This is a genomic window from Anaerofustis stercorihominis (genome assembly GCF_005844425.1).
Lineage (GTDB): Bacteria > Bacillota > Clostridia > Eubacteriales > Anaerofustaceae > Anaerofustis > Anaerofustis butyriciformans.
In genome coordinates, this window is record NZ_SPHL01000007.1 from 1 (window position 1) to 16739 (window position 16739).

The following is a 16739-nucleotide window of genomic DNA, read 5'->3' on the forward strand; positions in this document are numbered from 1 at the left end:
TGTAAGAGGTAATAAACCTTTTACGGAAAATATATATAACTACGGATTAATATACCAATCAATTATATATCTTTTGGCAACCATTTTAGGACTAGCCTTTATATCTATTATGCCAAATAAAAAGATACCAACAATTACATCAATAGGGCAAAAAACGTTACAAATATACTTTTGGCATATATTTGTTATGAACATTTTAACAAATATATTTAATTTAGATAATATATTATGTACAAGCCCAACCGGAAAACTATGTTATATGATAATTGCAATTATTACTACATTTATTTTATCTTTAAAAATATTTTCTTTTCCAACTTCACTTTTTATTAATAAAAAATAAGAGCTATTCTCTAATAGAGAATAGCTCTTTTATTATTTACCCATTTTTTGTTGTTGTCTTTTTTTATTTTCAGCTTTAATTCTAAGTTGTTTATCAAGAATTTCTTTTCTTACTCTTAAATGATTTGGTGTTACTTCTAAAAGCTCATCGTCATTTATAAATTCAAGATATTGCTCTAAACTTAATTGTCTGTGAGGAGTAAGTCTTAAAGCTTCATCACTTCCCGCAGCACGCATATTTGTAACTTGTTTTCTCTTACATACATTTACAGTCATATCGTCAGGTCTTGAGTTTTCTCCTACAACCATTCCTTCATAAACAGTAGTATTTGGTCCGATAAACAATGTACCTCTTTCTTGTGCATTGTATAAACCGTAAGTAATACTTTCTCCAGGTTCACTAGCAATTAAAGAACCTCTGCTTCTGCCTTCAAGATCTCCTTTATATGGCATATATTTTTCAAAGTTTGAGTTTACAACAGCAGTACCCTTTGTAGCTGTCATAAGTTCACTTCTGTATCCGATTAGTCCTCTTGAAGGAATCATAAATTCAAGTCTTGTATATTTATCACTTGATTTATCCATATTTAAAAGTTCACCTTTTCTTGTTGAACAGCTTTCTATAACTGTTCCTGTATATTCATCATCAACATCAACAACAAGTCTTTCAAAAGGCTCACATAAAACGCCGTCTATTTCTTTTGTTATAACAGTTGGTTTTGATACCATAAATTCATAACCTTCTCTTCTCATATTTTCTATAAGAATTGAAAGATGAAGTTCTCCTCTTCCTGATACTTTGTAAGTATCTGCACTGTCAGTAGGTTTTACTTCTAGAGAAATATTTGATAGAAGTTCTCTGAATAATCTATTTCTAAGATGTCTGCTTGTTACATATTTTCCGTCCATTCCGGCTAGTGGTGAAGTGTTTACGGAAAAGTTCATTGAAAGAACAGGTTTATCTATTTCAACAAAAGGAACAGCCTCTACATTGTCAACAGCTCCGATTGTTTCTCCTATGTTAATATCTGCAATACCTGCTATACATACGATTTCTCCGGCGCTTGCCTTTTGACAAGGAACTTTTTTAAGTCCTTCATAAGTATAAAGTTGAGAAATTTTACCTTTTGTAACATTTCCTTCTTTTCTTGCAATACTTACCATGTCATTTGCTTGAACATGACCTCTTTCAATTTTACCGATTGCAAGTCTTCCTGTGTATTCATCATATTCAATGTTTGATACAAGGAATTGGAAAGGCTTTTCTTCATCTCCTGTAGGACAAGGAATATTTTCTTTTATAGCCTTAAATAATACTTCAAGATTATCATCTTTTTTTACAGGTGTTTCACTTGCCCAGCCTTGTTTTGCAGAAGCAAAAAGAACTTTTGAATCAAGATAGCTTTCATCAGCTTCAAGATCTATAAATAATTCCAATACATCATCGGCAATTTTTTCAGGTGTTGAATTTTCTCTATCTACTTTGTTTATAACTATTATTACAGGTAAGTTTTGTTCCAATGCTTTTTTAAGAACAAATCTTGTTTGAGGCATACAACCTTCAAAAGCATCAGCAAGAAGAATAACTCCATTTACAAGAGAAAGACTTCTTTCAACTTCTCCCCCGAAGTCAGCATGTCCAGGTGTGTCTACAATGTTGATTTTAATATCATCATAGTATACTGATGTATTTTTAGCTAAAATAGTAATTCCTCTTTCTCTTTCAAGATCATTTGAGTCCATTACTCTTTCATTTACATCTTCATTTTCTCTGAATGTACCGCTTTGTTTAAGCATTGCATCTATTAATGTAGTTTTACCGTGGTCTACATGGGCAATTATTGCAATATTTCTTATATTTTCTTTCTTCATTAATTCATCCTTCTAACTTTTTTTATTTTATAAAATGTGCATAAGCACGCTAATATTCATTAACTAAAAAATTATATCACTATATAAAATCAATGTCAATTTTAAGCACCAATAAATCCTTTTATAACCTTAATATAGCCTCTTTTTTAAAATTTTTGAATAAAATCTTATAAAAAGGCAATAATAAAAATAAAATTTATTAATTATTAATTTTTTTATCATTTTAATTTAATATTTATTATTTATAATGACAATGTAAAATATAGAAATATAAAATTAATGTTTCCAAATTTTATATAATATATTTTTACCCTTTGAAATTGATATTGTTTTGTTTTAGTGAAAAAACACCGCAAGGTGTTTTTTTCTTTTTATAAACAAATACTATAATTAATCATAAAAATTAACTTTCTAAATATAATCTATTAGGAGGCTTTTTATGATTAATTTAAACGGTAAAAAAATAAAAATGTTTTTTTCTTTTTTAATTTTCATTATTTTTTTAATTACAATATTTATCCTATTTTTACATAATATCAATGCTGGTATTGATAAAACTCAGTGGGGACTTGGAAATTATAAAGAAAATAAACAACCTGTAGGAAATGCAGATAAAGAAACATTAGAAAAATATAATGCGTACTATGTGGGAGATGAAAATCAAAAAGTTATTTATCTTACATTTGATGCAGGTTATGAAAATGGATATACATCTAAAATACTTGACACCTTAAAAGAAGAAAAAGTCCCTGCCGCCTTTTTTCTGGTAGGTAATTACATAGAAAAAAATCCCGATTTGGTAAGAAGAATGATTAATGAAGGTCATATAGTAGGAAATCATACATATTCACACAAAGATTTAAGATATGTAAGTGACGAAGAATTCAAAAAACAACTTACAGATTTGGAAGATTTATACAAAAAAACAACAGGTAAAGAATTAAAAAAATATTTAAGGCCTCCGGAAGGAACGTTCAACGAACATACTCTTTCTCTTGCAAACAGCATGGGATACAAAACAATTTTTTGGTCGTTAGCATATGTTGACTGGAACAATAACGAACAAAAAAGTTTCAGCAGTGTATTTGAAAAAATAATGCCCAGAATGCATAACGGTTGTGTAATGCTTTTACATTCAACATCAAAAACAAACAGCTTAGTTTTAAAAGATTTAATTACAACACTTAAAAAGGAAGGATATACCTTTAAAAGTTTAGATGATTTAACAAAATAAAATAATATTTTTATTTTTTCTCCACATACTAAATACGTAACCAAAAGTTACGACTTTAAAATGTACAGGAGGAAAAACATGAATAAAAATACTTCAATCGAATGCGATGTTAAAAGCTGTGAATATAATTGTAATGACTGTAACTATTGTTCCCTTGATTCAATCAAGGTAGGTACACACGAATCACATCCAACACAATGTGACTGTACTGATTGTCTTTCATTTAAATTAAAAGCCAAATAGGAAACCCTCCCTAATTATATTACCTCTCAAACTTAATATTATATGATATAAAAAATTTATATCATACAAAAAAGGAAGAATGCTTATTCTTCCTTTTTTAATTAATGTTTATTTTTATTGTTCGTCAACATCTATAATATTATCATTTTGGTTATCTTGATTATATTGGTTGTATTGATTATATTGATTATTATAATTTGTTTGACCATAAGGATTAGATTGTATCATATTTATAGCATTCATTAATTTCAATACATTCTTTTCTTTTGTATTTCCCATAATCATAAACCAATCTATTATAGTCCAGATACCACATCCACCAGCTGTAAGAAGTTTCAATACACCAAGTCCAACTTCACCAAGCATCATTCTATCAACACCAAGACCTCCAACGAATAAAGAAACAACCAACATTACAACAGGTGATTTAAACTGCATTGTTGATAATTGCACAAAACATTCATCAGGAAGCGCTTGCAATCTTTCTCTTATTAACATCATATTTTCTTCAGGAAAATATTCAGCATTTGACATTAAAAACATATCTACTTTATTTTGTTCCATAATTTTCTCCTCTCATTCTACATGTATATCGTAATTTAAGTATATAATGGTTAAAGGTTTTATGTCAATAAAAACCTTTATTATTTAGTTTTTCTTAAGAAATGGAAAAGGATAGTTTGACTAAAAAAATTTTTTATATTATATTAAAATAAAAACAGAAAGTATATTAAATTATATTATCTATGAAAAAGAAAAATATCAAAAAATACATTTTAATTTTAACAGTAACAGCCTTATATGCTTTTATTATAAATATAACAAAAATAAACTGTCTTATACGATACATTATAGGACTTCCTTGCCCTTTTTGCGGGACAACAAGAGCGTTAATTTCTTTTTTGAATGGTAATATAAAACAAGCTTTTTATTATCATCCTTTGTTTATATTATCTATTCCCTTTTTAATTTTACTTATTACTTCTAACGAAAAGTATTTTTTTAAAATGAATAGAAAAACCAGAACTTGCATTCTTTCTTTTATTGCTATTTTATATATTGCTATATATATTATAAGAATGATATTTTTTTATATTCCTTAATAAAATATTACAAATATTAAGAATTAATTAACTTTATGTTTTTTTGATGTTTATAAGAAAATATTGTGATATAATAATAAAAAATTTTATTACATACTTTTCAAATAGGGAATAAAAGAGAGTCTTACATTTTTGTAAGACTCTCTTTTTTTTCACAAAAAAAGGCTGTGATTAAAACCACAACCTTTTTTTATTTATTTTATAACAATATTGTAAATTCTACCTTTTACATAAATTTCCTTAACGATTTTCTTACCTTCAGGAATATTTTGTACAGCTTTTTGAGCATGTACTGCTTCTTTAACTTCTTCTTCAGAAGCATTTCTGTCTACAACTACTTTACCTTTAAATTTACCATTAATTTGAATTGGAATTTCAATTTCATCGGCAATTGTTTTTTCTTCATCATATTCAGGCCAAGAAGCTTGATGTAAGTATCCTTCAAATCCTGCTCTTTGCCATAATTCTTCTGTTAGATGAGGAGCAACAGGGTTAAGTAAAATAAGGAATGTTCTAAATTCTGCTTTATTTATTTTTCCTTTGTCATAAACTTCATTTGTTAATTTCATAAGTTGAGCTATTGCAGTGTTAAATTTAAGAGTTTCATAATCTTCACTTACTTTCTTAATAGTTTGATGCATTAAAGTAGTAAGTTCTTTAGAATATTCTTCTCCGTCAACCACTAAATCTTCCATTTTGGCAACTCTGTCTAAGAATCTCTTACAACCTTTAACTCCGTTTTCACTCCATGGAGCAACTTTTTCAAAGTCCCCTATAAACATTTCATATGTTCTTAAAGTATCAGCACCGAATTCGTCTACAACTTCATCAGGGTTAACTACATTACCTTTTGATTTAGACATCTTTTCATGATTTTCACCTAAAATCATACCATGACTTGTTCTCTTTTGATAAGGTTCTTTTGTATTTACAACTCCAATATCATATAAGAATTTATGCCAGAAACGAGAATATAACAAGTGAAGTGTAGTATGTTCCATACCACCATTATACCAATCTACATTCATCCAATATTTAATAGCTTCTTCGCTTGCAAGAGCTTCATCATTATCAGGATCTGTATATCTTAAATAATACCAGCTTGAACCGGCCCATTGAGGCATTGTGTCAGTTTCTCTTTCAGCATCAGCACCACATTTAGGACATTTAACCTTATACCACTCAGGCATATTTTTAAGTGGACTTTCACCGTCATCAGTTGGTTTATAATCTTTTACATCCGGAAGTGTAAGAGGAAGTTCGCTTTCATCAAGCGGAACGAATCCACAGTGAGGACAGTTTATAATTGGAATAGGTTCTCCCCAATATCTTTGACGAGAGAATACCCAGTCACGAAGTTTGAAGTTAGTTTTTCTTCTTCCGATTCCTCTTTCTTCAACGATTTGTGTCATTTTTTCTTTTGCTTCTTTAATACCTAAACCATCAATCAATGGAGAATTTACAAGCTTACCGTCTCCTGTGTAGGCTTCTTTTTCAATATCTCCGCCGCTTACAACTTCAACGATAGGTAAATCGAATACTTTTGCAAATTCATAGTCTCTTGTATCATGAGCAGGTACAGCCATAATTGCACCTGTTCCGTATGTCATAAGTACATAATCAGAAGCAAAAACGCTTATTTCTTTTCCTGTAATAGGATTTATAGCACTTATACCTTCAAGTTTTACACCTGTTTTTTCTTTATTAAGTTCTGTTCTTTCAAAATCAGATTTCTTAGCAGCTTCTTCTTTATATTCAACTACTTTATCATAATTTGTTATTTTATCTTTTAATGTTTCGATTACAGGATGTTCAGGAGATATAACCATATATGTTGCACCGTAAATTGTATCCGGTCTTGTTGTATATACAGTTAATTTTTCATCACTGTCTTTAATTTCAAAATTAATTTCAGCACCATAACTTCTGCCAATCCAGTTCTTTTGACTTGATTTTACTCTGTCAATAAAGTCAAGATCATCTAAATCGTCAATAAGTCTGTCTGCATATTCAGTAATTTTAAGCATCCATTGATTTTTAACTTTTCTTACAACTTCTCCCCCACATCTTTCACAAACCCCGTTTACGACTTCTTCATTTGCAAGACCAACTTTACAGCTTGTACAGAAGTTTATTGGGAATTCTTTCTTATAAGCAAGTCCTTTTTTAAATAATTGTAAGAAAATCCATTGTGTCCATTTATAATATTTTGGATCTGTTGTATCAATTTCTCTTTGCCAGTCAAAAGAGTAACCAAGAGATTTTAGTTGTCTTTTGAAGTTAGCAATATTGTTTTTTGTAACAATTGCAGGATGAACACCTGTTTTGATTGCATAGTTTTCTGTTGGAAGACCAAACGCATCAAATCCCATTGGGAAAAGTACGTTATATCCTTGCATTCTCTTTTTTCTTGAAACTATATCAAGAGCAGTGTATGGTCTTGGATGACCTACGTGAAGACCTTGTCCTGATGGATAAGGGAATTCAACCAAAGCATAATATTTAGGTTTGTCAAGTCCTGTTACTGCATGGAAACATTGTTCTTTATCCCAAATATCTTGCCATTTTTTTTCTATTTCTTTAAAGTTATAATTGTCCATTTATTTCTCCTTATTTATAACTATTTCGATTTAACATTAACATTTTTATTATAGTTAATTTATGGCACTTAAGTCAACTAAAATGTAATAATTTCTGCTTAAATTATATATTAAATAAGCTTTATGAAACTAATATATGTATAAAATTTGATTAATATAAAAACTTAATTATCATTTTAGCACATGGTTTTATCCCATAAATAATTTATATACTATTGCTTAAAATAAATGCATATATAAAAACTTTTGACCATATATTTTAATATATAAATTATGGAGGTTTTGCATGAATAGAAAAAATATCATATTTATATCCGTTACCGTACTACTTGTTATAATTCTTGCAATTTTTGGGATAATGTCAGGCATGAAAAATAATAAACCGGTAGATATAACAGGAGAATATAAACTTGAAAAAGTGAATGTTGACAAAAAAGAAATTGATTATTCAAATTTAAACTTCTATTATGTTTTTAACAGTGATTATACAGGAAACATAATTTTTGAGGATGTTAAGAGCGATTTTAAATATGAAATAAAAGAAGAAGACAAACAACTGCTTTTGGTAATAAAACAAAACGAAAAAGATGTATTAACTTATGCAGTCACAAAAGAAGAAAACGGAATAACAATAACCCATGATACTCTGGGAAGTTTATATTTAAAGACCGAAGCCGTTCCGGACAGTTTGAAAAAATAAAAAAAGAAGCATAAGCTTCTTTTTTATTCCAAAGTATTATTTTCTCCTTTTTGGATTTCTCCCAAAATATCAAGACCTTTTTTTCTCATAAAATAATTTTGTAAATTCTCTGCACTTGCATTTATAATAAGTTCTTCAGGGAATCCCGCTGCTTCTATTATTCCTCTTGCTCTGTCTATCTTACCTACTCCAAGACAAAAATGAGCATCTGAGTTAACAGAAATAGGCACTTCATATTTTTTACATAACTTTGCTATTTCAAGGCAATTTTCTTTGCTTCCCTTTCTTGCATAAAAAGAGTTATTGTTTACTTCAACAACTTTGTCATATTCATTACATTTTGAAATAACTTTTTCATAATCGAATTTAAATGCGGGAGAACCTAAATGTCCCAAAATATCTACTCTTGGATTTTCAAGTACTTTAAGCATTATTTCGGTAATTCTGTCAGGATCTCTTTCAAGGAAAGTTTCATTATGAATTGATGCAACAACATAATCCAAGGTATCAAGCACATGATCCGGTATATCAAGTCTTCCGTCAGGCTGCAATATGTTTGCTTCAGCACCTCTTAAAACATATACGCCTTCAAGAATTCTTGGAATAAACATTTGAAGAGATTGAAAATGCCATTGATGAGCTCCATCTTCCATTGCTGGACCATGATCTGTATTGCCTATGGCAATATGACCTGCTTTTTTTGCCCCTTTGCACATTTCAATAATTGTAGAGTACGCATGATGAGATACGTTTGTATGTGTGTGTAAATCTGCTACAATATTCACTTTAAATCACCTAACTTTCTTTTATATATATTTTAATTATATTACCCAAACATCTTTTTTTCAACAAAATATAATGTAAAATATATATATGATTATTTTCATATATATATTTTCTTGCTAAAAACAAAATTTAATGATATAATGTTTTGCGAATAATTTAAATTGATTTAATATTAAGGAAGTAAAGGAATTATATGCGGAGTAAAAAACTTTATAAAAAGAAACATGGTTCAATGTTTTTCGGCGTATTAAACGGAATTTGTGAATATATCGGAGTTGATACAATAATATTACGTTTTATATTTATACTTTCATGTTTAATTTTTTATGGTATACCATCAATAATGTTATATATCATTTTAGCATTAATTATTCCAAGTGAAGAAAAAATAGAATATTCAAATTATGATATAAATTAATAAACGAGGAAACAATGAAAAAGAAATTATACAAAACAAGATACGGAGCAAAATTTTGTGGTGTATTAAAAGGATTCAGTGAATACCTTAATATTGATGTTACAATTTTAAGAGTTATATATGTTATGCTTACATTGCTGACAATGACGATACCATTTGTAATTTTATATTTTGTTCTTTCATGGATTATGCCGGAAAAAGACACTTTGGGATATGACGATTATGAAATAAGATAAAACACATCATATTGATGTGTTTTTTTATTTTCCTTTTTTATTTAAAATAGTTCTTCACAGGTTCTTTCTTTAATAAAAAAGACCGCATATGCGGTCTTTCTATTTTTATTCAAAATCATTTCTGTCTCTTCTTGATAAAGAATCCTTTAAGAAATCAGGAATATCTCCCCAGTCATTTTTGCTTTCTTTCTTCTTTACAGGTTGTTCTTTATCATCATCTTTATCTTCTTCAACTATATCAACAAGTTGTCCATTTTTTGCTTTCATATTAAAACCTGTTGCAATAATTGTAATCTTAACGCTGTCTTCCAAGCTTGGGTCAATTGCCGCACCAAAGATTACGTTAGCATCAGGGTCAGCTTCTTCTCTTGCTATTTCGGCAGCTTTGTTAATTTCGAACAATGATAAGTCTTCTCCACCTGTAATATTAATGATAACGCCCGTTGCACCTTTAATACTTGTTTCTAATAGAGGAGATTTAACGGCTTCAGTAACAGCTTCTACAGCTTTATCTTCGCCTGTACCATAACCAACACCCATATGAGCCATTCCGGCATCTTTCATTATTGTCTTAACATCAGAGAAGTCTAAGTTTACGATACCTGTAATACCGATTAAGTCACAGATACCTCTAACCCCTTGTGATAATACATCATCAGCTAATTTTAAAGCATCTTTAAATGTTGTGTTTTTATCTGCTAGTGTAAGTAATTTTTCATTTGGAATAACAACTAAAGCATCAACATGTTCTCTTAATAGTCTTATACCTAAATCAGAATTTGAAGCTCTAACTTTTCCTTCAAAGGCAAATGGTCTTGTTACAACGGCAATAGTTAAAATACCAAGATCTTTTGCAATTTTTGCAATTACATGGCTTGCTCCTGTACCTGTACCACCACCCATTCCTGCTGTGATGAATAAAAGGTCTGCTCCTTCTACGATTTTCTTTAAATCATCTGTGCTTTCTTCTGCAGATTCTTGTCCAACTTGAGGGTTAGCGCCTGCACCAAGTCCACCTGTTGTTCTTTCTCCGATTTGAACTTTATTTTCACTTAAAGATTCACTCAAGGCTTGTGCATCAGTATTAACTGCAACAAATCTTACGCCTTGAAGTCCTCCTTCTATCATTCTATTTACAGCGTTGTTTCCACCTCCGCCAACGCCGATTACTCTTATATCAGCAAAATTACCCATATGTATATCTTCCATTTCGTATGGCATAATAACTCCTCCTAAACATAGTAAACTAATTATATTCTATTTTAATATTATTTTTAAATATATGCAATACTTTTTTGTTATTTTTACTACATATCTGACACCATATTTTATATTTTACTATATATTGGATTTACCCCTTCAATAAGCTCTACTTTCTGCTTCATATCCATGTTTTGTATAAAATATTTTACAAAATCTTCATGATATGAAAATGCTGTATAGTTTGCAAACTGAAGAACGCTTCCATTTGTAAAATATAAATTATATTCTCCGTCTTTATTTACATAAAACTGAGAAACATTTTTTAACAGATCATTTTCTTTTAAAAATTCAAATACTTGTTTCAAAGTTTGAATTTTCACATCATCCATATCAAATAAATTTGTTCCTTCTTCTATATCTTTAACTTCTATACCGGTTACAATCGGAACATCATACCTTACCAAAGTATTGGAAGATGAAAGCACTTTTCCATCATCATCTACATCATAAAAAGTTTTACTTTCCTGTAAAATGAAAAAAGGAGATCTTTCCTCTATATCTATAACAATAGTATTAGGATATTTTCTGTGAATATTTGCCTTTTTTACAACTGTAATTTGCTCTATTGCTTCCTCTGCTTTTGATGCGGAAAAAGAGTATATATTCTCTCCTTCCAAAATACCGCTTCTGGCAATAATCTCCTCTTTGGTAGCTATTTGATTATTTTCAACTTCAATACTTTCTATATTAAACAAATCCGATGTAGTTATAAAAATAGCCCCTGTTACAACAATTAAAAGTACGAAAATAATAAGAAGTGATTTAGAATTAAAAAACCTGCTTCTTCTTTTTCTTCTTTTTTTTCTTGGTCTGTAAGTTTTAGCTTCATAATAGCTTCTGTTCATAACTACACCTTAACTTTTTTTATTTTCCCTCCAAGAGAGTTTATTATATTATCTATATTTTCGTAACCTCTTTTTATATGATGTATATCACTTACTATACTTTTTCCCTCTGCCGCCAAAGCAGCAATAATAAGACTCGCTCCGCCTCTTAAATCAGGAGCATATACCTGTGCGCCGTAAAGTTTATCTACGCCTTCAACAACAAGTGTACTTCCCTTTACATTCATTTTTGCCCCCATTCTTATAAGTTCCAAAGTATATTTAAATCTATTTTCAAATATCGTTTCGTTAATTATACTTACCCCATTCGCAATTGATAGCATTGCTCCCATTTGAGACTGCATATCCGTAGGAAATCCGGGATAAGGAAGAGTAATAAGAGATTTTAAAGGCTTAATATTATCACTGCCTCTTACCAAAATACCGTCACTGTAAATTTTAAACATCTCTCCCGTTTCAAGAAGTTTATAATAAACAGCTTTCATAGTATCAAGCTTTGCATTTTTTATAAAAAAACTTGAACAAGTCATATTTGCAAGACACATAAAAGTCCCACATACTATTCTGTCACTCATTATTGTATATTCGGTATTTTTTAAACTTCTAACACCTTCTATATATACGGTATTTCCTCCTGCACCGTAAACTCTCGCTCCCATACTGTTTAAGAAATTTTGTAAATCAATTATCTCTGGTTCTTTTGCAGGGTTTCCTATTGCCGTAACACCTTCTGCCAAAACAGAAGCAAGAATAATATTTTCCGTAACCCCGACACTTGGAAAATCAAGCTGAATATTTCTACCCCTGATTTTTTCACCTTTTAAGGTAATTACACCATTTTCTTCTATCATTTTACACCCAAGTTGCTTTAAAGCTTTAATATGTAAATCTATTGGTCTAAGTCCTATATCACATCCGCCGGGCATAGAAAAACTGCATTCCCTTTCAAGAGATAATACCGCCCCCATTAAAATGAGAGAAGAACGCATTTTCCTTAAAAGTTTATCATTTAATTTTACTTTATTTATATCTTTTGAATTAACAATCACACTATGATCTTTCTTTTCAACATAACAGCCTAAATCCTTAAGCATTTCAATCATAGTATTTACATCTTCTATATCGGGAACATTATGAATAATACTTTCCGATTTATTTAAAACCGATGCTGCTAAAATAGGTAAAGCAGCATTTTTGCATCCCTGTAAATCAATCTCACCGCTTAATCTTTTTCCGCCTTCAATAACGAAACTTTCCATAAACTACCTCCAAAGCCATTTAGTTTATAATATTCATATTATTTTATTATTGTGAATACATAGCTTTGAAGGTTATATAATTTTTATTTGTTTTTAGTAAGCTTTTCCACTTCGTCCACAATACGTTCTGCACTGTCTTTTATTGATAGAAGTTTTGACATATAACTCATTTGTTTAAAATAACTTTCGTTACATATAATCTTCTTAACTTCATCAATAAGTCTGTCCCCGTTTAATTCATCATCAAGTATCATAATACCCGCTCCGGCACTTTCTACCTCTTCAGCATTTTTTCTTTGATGATCATCGGCAGCCAACGGATAAGGAATATATATTCCCGCTAATCCCACATATGTAATTTCCGCAATAGCACCTGCTCCGCTTCTTGCTATAACAAGGTCTGCTGCATTTAAAAGCACAGGCATATCATAAACATAATCTTTTATTTCAACGTTATGGATTTCTCCGAAATTCAAACCTCTTTTCTTTGCATTTTCAAGGAAATCTTCATATCCGTTTTTACCGGTTACATGACAAATATAGATATCATCATCATTTCTATATTCTTCTATTAAAGAAAGCATGGCATCATTTAAATTTTTAGCACCAAGGCTTCCCCCAAAACATACTATAACTTTTTTATCAGAATCTATTCCTAAAGTCTTTCTTGCAATTTCTCTGTTATATAACCCAAACTCTCTTCTTACTGGATTACCTGTATATACAACCCTTTCAGGATGTTTTACATATTCTTTTGTATTTTCAAAACTTGAACATACGATGTCTGCCCATTTTGAAAGTGTTCTTGTAGTAAATCCGGGAACTGCATTTTGTTCATGTATAAGAGTAGGTTTACCTTTTAAAGCTCCTGCCAGCACAACAGGACCGGAAACAAATCCTCCGGTACCTATAACAATATCAGGATTAAAACTATTTACAAGCTTTCTTGCGTCGTTATATCCTCTAAACATTTTGAAAAATACAGATAATTTTTTTAATTTAGAATAGTATCTTTCAAAACCGTATATTCTTATGTTATTAAGTTCATAACCTGCCTTTGGAACTATATCAGCTTCCATACAGTCATTTCTTCCAGCAAAAACAATTTCAGCATCAGGATATTCATATTTTATCTGATTTGCTATGGCAACAGCAGGATAAATATGTCCGCCTGTTCCACCGCCTGCAATTAAAATTTTCATTTCTTTTCCTCTCTATAAGAACAATATTATATAACTCTTAATTATTTTTTGATAAATTTAAAATTAAAAAACTATTAAATAACTTTATTTTATAAAAGGATTAATTTTAACATTAATCCTTTTATAAAAATTATTTTCCATAATTTACTTATATACGGCAGTGTTTTGATATATTAAGAACTACCCCCATACCGCACATCAGAGAAATAAGTGAGGAAGCACCCGCACTTACAAAAGGAAGAGGCATACCTGTTACAGGTAAAAGCGCTGTTGCAACACCGATATTGATAAATACCTGCATTCCAAGCAACCCTGCCATTCCCCCACTAAATAACATTGAGAAAGAATCCGGAGCATTTAGTGCTATAACGATACATCTCCATATTAAAAATAAATATACCGCAATAAGTATTATTCCACAAATAAGCCCCATTTCTTCTCCTATATGAGCAAAAATAAAGTCATTTTGAGGTTCCGGCATAAAAAGAAGTTTTGCTTTTCCTTCTCCAAATCCTCTACCAAGTAAACCGCCTGAACCAAGAGCCATTAAAGATTGACAAATCTGCCAACCAGAACCTTGTATATCTTCCCATGGATCTAAGAAAGTAAGCATTCTGGTAATTCTCCAAGGAGTAGTTATAATCATAAATACAATACCCGAAACACCAAGTCCCGCAACAGGAATAAACCATTTTAAATTCATTCCACCGATTATTAACATACCTACAATAAGTGCACCAATAATCGTTGCAGTACTAAGGTTAGGTTCCAAAGCAATAAGTCCGCATACAATCATTGCAAGACCTATATAAGGTAAAATTCCGTATTTAAAAGTTCCTATAAGTTCTTTTTTCTTTTCAATCGAATAAGACAAATATAAAATAAGTGCAACCTTTGTAAATTCACTTGGTTGAATCGTACCGATTTTTATATCAATCCATCTTTTTGCACCATTAACATCAACACCTATAAACAAAACCAAAATAAGAAGTAATATTGCACCTATCATTACTATTGGCGCAAAATGTTTTACCACTTTATAATCTATATTTGAAATGGTAATCATAAGAAAGGTTCCTATGATGGCAAATATAAGCTGCTTTGTAAAATAGGAAAAAGGACTTCCTTCAAGACCCGAATTATACATACTTGCAGAAAAAATAGATATTATACCAAAAACAGTTAAACCTATTACTGTAAGAAGAAGCCAATAATCCATTGTCCCTTTTCTTTTTCTTACTTCTCTCATATAATTATCCTTTCAGTTTGTTTACGTATTCTTTAAATACTCTTCCCCTTTGCTCATAATCATCAAACATATCAAAACTTGAAGTCGCAGGAGAAAGAAGAACGCATTCCCCTTCATTTGCAAGTTTTGTAGCTTCTTCACAAGCTTTAATAAAATCATCTTCTACAACAACGTAATTTTTATATCCATATTTATCAAATGTATCCTTTATTTTGTTTTTTACAACTCCATAAAGAACACTACATTTAATATTATCATTAAGGTTTTGTGCCAAATCGTCGAAAGGTGTCTGTTTGTCATAACCTCCAAGCATTAAAACCGTTTTTTTCTTCATTGCCTTTATTGCCGTTACGGTCGCATCTACATTTGTACCTTTAGAATCATTTATATATTCTATTCCGTCAACCGTATCAACATATTCAATTCTATGTTCAACACTTTTGAAATTTTCTAAGGTATTAACAAGATTTTCTTTTTTTACGCCTTTAACAATTCCTGCCAAAGATGCACACATAACATTCATTACATTGTGAAGTCCATATAATTTAAGCTTATTTATATTTATAAGCTCAAAAACTTCGCCTTTAAAGTTAATCATTATATTTTCGTTTTCCAAATATGCGTTTGCATCTTTATCGTCTTTTGTAGTAAAAGTCAAAACATTGCTTTTAGCTTTTTTACTAAGTTCCATTACAACATTATCTTCTTTATTTACGATAAGATAATCATTTTCGTCTTGATTTAAAAATACGTTTCCTTTAACTCTGACATATTCTTCAAAACTTCCGTGTCTTTCCAAATGGTCAGGAGTAATATTTGTAATTATAGCAACATTAGGTTTAAACTTATCTGTCATTTCAAGTTGATATGAACTTATCTCAAGAGAATAAACGCTGTTTTCATCTCCCTTTGCCGCATCGTTAATAAATGCATCTCCGATATTTCCGTTTACATATGTTTCATACCCGGCATTTTTAAAAATTTCACCAACAAGTGTAGTTGTAGTTGTCTTACCGTTTGTACCTGTTATTGCAACTTTATATCCTTTACAGAAACTATTGGCAAATTCAAATTCACTGTATACGGGAATATTGTTTTTCTTCGCCGTAACAATAGGAAAAGCCTTTGGAGGAACAGATGGCGAAACTATAACCATTTCGCACTCTTTTATTTCCTCTTCACTTGGTTGTCTTCCAAGAATAAATTTAATATTTTCATCACCAACCAAAGTGTCTATTCCAAATCCAAGCTTTGCTATATCTTCATATTCTTTTGTATCTGTTAAATATACTTTCTTATTTTGAGATGAAAGAAATCTTGAAACGGAAACACCGCTTCTGCCTCCACCTACAACCATATATATTCCGTTTTTTAATTCCATTTTTTT

General features: G+C 30.1%; 17 protein-coding genes. 7 read left to right on the top strand and 10 right to left on the bottom strand.

The genetic code is table 11. The features are described 5' to 3' along the window. On the top strand, window positions 1-343 hold a 343-nt coding region (locus FGQ49_RS10505; protein WP_207669783.1), incomplete at its 5' end, for a hypothetical protein. A 32-nt stretch (window positions 344-375) separates the two neighbouring features. Here the strand turns inward: FGQ49_RS10505 and typA are convergent. Then, a complete protein-coding gene (gene typA, locus FGQ49_RS03125) occupies window positions 376-2214 on the bottom strand; it encodes a translational GTPase TypA (RefSeq protein ID WP_138268458.1) in 1839 nt (612 codons plus the stop codon). 439 nt (window positions 2215-2653) lie between these two features. Here typA and pdaA point away from each other — a divergent pair, with 439 nt between their 5' ends. Continuing rightward, window positions 2654-3448: a delta-lactam-biosynthetic de-N-acetylase gene (pdaA, locus tag FGQ49_RS03130; RefSeq protein WP_138268459.1), complete on the top strand. Its 795-nt coding sequence runs from the start codon at window positions 2654-2656 to the stop codon at window positions 3446-3448. A 78-nt stretch (window positions 3449-3526) separates the two neighbouring features. Then, window positions 3527-3691: a DUF1540 domain-containing protein gene (locus FGQ49_RS03135; RefSeq protein WP_138268460.1), complete on the top strand. Its 165-nt coding sequence runs from the start codon at window positions 3527-3529 to the stop codon at window positions 3689-3691. 114 nt (window positions 3692-3805) lie between these two features. On the opposite strand, the gene FGQ49_RS03140 is transcribed toward FGQ49_RS03135, so the two are convergent. Continuing rightward, a complete protein-coding gene (locus FGQ49_RS03140; protein WP_138268461.1) occupies window positions 3806-4255 on the bottom strand; it encodes a TM2 domain-containing protein in 450 nt (149 codons plus the stop codon). A 182-nt stretch (window positions 4256-4437) separates the two neighbouring features. On the opposite strand from FGQ49_RS03140, the gene FGQ49_RS10805 reads away from it, so the two are divergent. Next, entirely contained in the window at window positions 4438-4794 is a 357-nt protein-coding gene (locus FGQ49_RS10805; RefSeq protein ID WP_138268462.1) for a DUF2752 domain-containing protein, read from the top strand. Between the two features lie 194 nt (window positions 4795-4988). Here FGQ49_RS10805 and leuS read toward each other — a convergent pair whose 3' ends face one another. Beyond that, a complete protein-coding gene (leuS, locus tag FGQ49_RS03150; protein ID WP_138268463.1) occupies window positions 4989-7394 on the bottom strand; it encodes a leucine--tRNA ligase in 2406 nt (801 codons plus the stop codon). A 286-nt stretch (window positions 7395-7680) separates the two neighbouring features. Between leuS and FGQ49_RS03155 the strand changes: the two genes are divergently transcribed. Further along, window positions 7681-8094: a hypothetical protein gene (locus FGQ49_RS03155; RefSeq protein WP_138268464.1), complete on the top strand. Its 414-nt coding sequence runs from the start codon at window positions 7681-7683 to the stop codon at window positions 8092-8094. 23 nt (window positions 8095-8117) lie between these two features. Here the strand turns inward: FGQ49_RS03155 and FGQ49_RS03160 are convergent, their stop codons facing one another. Then, entirely contained in the window at window positions 8118-8879 is a 762-nt protein-coding gene (locus FGQ49_RS03160; RefSeq protein ID WP_138268465.1) for a phosphatase, read from the bottom strand. A 194-nt stretch (window positions 8880-9073) separates the two neighbouring features. Between FGQ49_RS03160 and FGQ49_RS03165 the strand changes: the two genes are divergently transcribed. After that, window positions 9074-9298, top strand: a complete 225-nt coding sequence (locus FGQ49_RS03165) for a PspC domain-containing protein (RefSeq protein ID WP_138268466.1) — start codon at window positions 9074-9076, stop codon at window positions 9296-9298. A 14-nt stretch (window positions 9299-9312) separates the two neighbouring features. After that, window positions 9313-9534 (top strand): PspC domain-containing protein, encoded by a 222-nt coding sequence (locus tag FGQ49_RS03170; RefSeq protein ID WP_138268467.1) that lies wholly within the window; start codon window positions 9313-9315, stop codon window positions 9532-9534. Between the two features lie 105 nt (window positions 9535-9639). Here the strand turns inward: FGQ49_RS03170 and ftsZ are convergent, their stop codons facing one another. The 6 genes from ftsZ to murD all read right to left on the bottom strand — a co-directional run bounded on the left by ftsZ (window position 9640) and on the right by murD (window position 16733). Further along, window positions 9640-10755, bottom strand: coding sequence for a cell division protein FtsZ (gene ftsZ / locus FGQ49_RS03175; protein ID WP_138268468.1), 1116 nt, complete (start codon window positions 10753-10755; stop codon window positions 9640-9642). Between the two features lie 107 nt (window positions 10756-10862). Beyond that, entirely contained in the window at window positions 10863-11642 is a 780-nt protein-coding gene (locus tag FGQ49_RS03180; protein ID WP_138268469.1) for a cell division protein FtsQ/DivIB, read from the bottom strand. 2 nt (window positions 11643-11644) lie between these two features. Next, window positions 11645-12901 (bottom strand): UDP-N-acetylglucosamine 1-carboxyvinyltransferase, encoded by a 1257-nt coding sequence (gene murA / locus FGQ49_RS03185; RefSeq protein WP_138268470.1) that lies wholly within the window; start codon window positions 12899-12901, stop codon window positions 11645-11647. Window positions 12902-12984: 83 nt separating this feature from the next. After that, complete coding sequence (gene murG, locus FGQ49_RS03190) at window positions 12985-14103, bottom strand: undecaprenyldiphospho-muramoylpentapeptide beta-N-acetylglucosaminyltransferase (RefSeq protein WP_138268471.1); 1119 nt, start codon at window positions 14101-14103, stop codon at window positions 12985-12987. A 148-nt stretch (window positions 14104-14251) separates the two neighbouring features. Further along, window positions 14252-15352: a putative lipid II flippase FtsW gene (gene ftsW, locus FGQ49_RS03195; protein WP_138268472.1), complete on the bottom strand. Its 1101-nt coding sequence runs from the start codon at window positions 15350-15352 to the stop codon at window positions 14252-14254. A 4-nt stretch (window positions 15353-15356) separates the two neighbouring features. Continuing rightward, complete coding sequence (gene murD / locus FGQ49_RS03200; RefSeq protein WP_138268473.1) at window positions 15357-16733, bottom strand: UDP-N-acetylmuramoyl-L-alanine--D-glutamate ligase; 1377 nt, start codon at window positions 16731-16733, stop codon at window positions 15357-15359. Between the last annotated feature and the right edge of the window lie 6 nt (window positions 16734-16739).

Coding starts and splice junctions, on each gene's coding strand:
- typA (WP_138268458.1), bottom strand. CDS start 2,214: ATGAAGAAAGAAAATATAAGAAATATTGCAATAATTGCCCATGTAGAC.
- pdaA (WP_138268459.1), top strand. CDS start 2,654: ATGATTAATTTAAACGGTAAAAAAATAAAAATGTTTTTTTCTTTTTTA.
- FGQ49_RS03135 (WP_138268460.1), top strand. CDS start 3,527: ATGAATAAAAATACTTCAATCGAATGCGATGTTAAAAGCTGTGAATAT.
- FGQ49_RS03140 (WP_138268461.1), bottom strand. CDS start 4,255: ATGGAACAAAATAAAGTAGATATGTTTTTAATGTCAAATGCTGAATAT.
- FGQ49_RS10805 (WP_138268462.1), top strand. CDS start 4,438: ATGAAAAAGAAAAATATCAAAAAATACATTTTAATTTTAACAGTAACA.
- leuS (WP_138268463.1), bottom strand. CDS start 7,394: ATGGACAATTATAACTTTAAAGAAATAGAAAAAAAATGGCAAGATATT.
- FGQ49_RS03155 (WP_138268464.1), top strand. CDS start 7,681: ATGAATAGAAAAAATATCATATTTATATCCGTTACCGTACTACTTGTT.
- FGQ49_RS03165 (WP_138268466.1), top strand. CDS start 9,074: ATGCGGAGTAAAAAACTTTATAAAAAGAAACATGGTTCAATGTTTTTC.
- FGQ49_RS03170 (WP_138268467.1), top strand. CDS start 9,313: ATGAAAAAGAAATTATACAAAACAAGATACGGAGCAAAATTTTGTGGT.
- ftsZ (WP_138268468.1), bottom strand. CDS start 10,755: ATGCCATACGAAATGGAAGATATACATATGGGTAATTTTGCTGATATA.
- FGQ49_RS03180 (WP_138268469.1), bottom strand. CDS start 11,642: ATGAACAGAAGCTATTATGAAGCTAAAACTTACAGACCAAGAAAAAAA.
- murA (WP_138268470.1), bottom strand. CDS start 12,901: ATGGAAAGTTTCGTTATTGAAGGCGGAAAAAGATTAAGCGGTGAGATT.
- murG (WP_138268471.1), bottom strand. CDS start 14,103: ATGAAAATTTTAATTGCAGGCGGTGGAACAGGCGGACATATTTATCCT.
- ftsW (WP_138268472.1), bottom strand. CDS start 15,352: ATGAGAGAAGTAAGAAAAAGAAAAGGGACAATGGATTATTGGCTTCTT.
- murD (WP_138268473.1), bottom strand. CDS start 16,733: ATGGAATTAAAAAACGGAATATATATGGTTGTAGGTGGAGGCAGAAGC.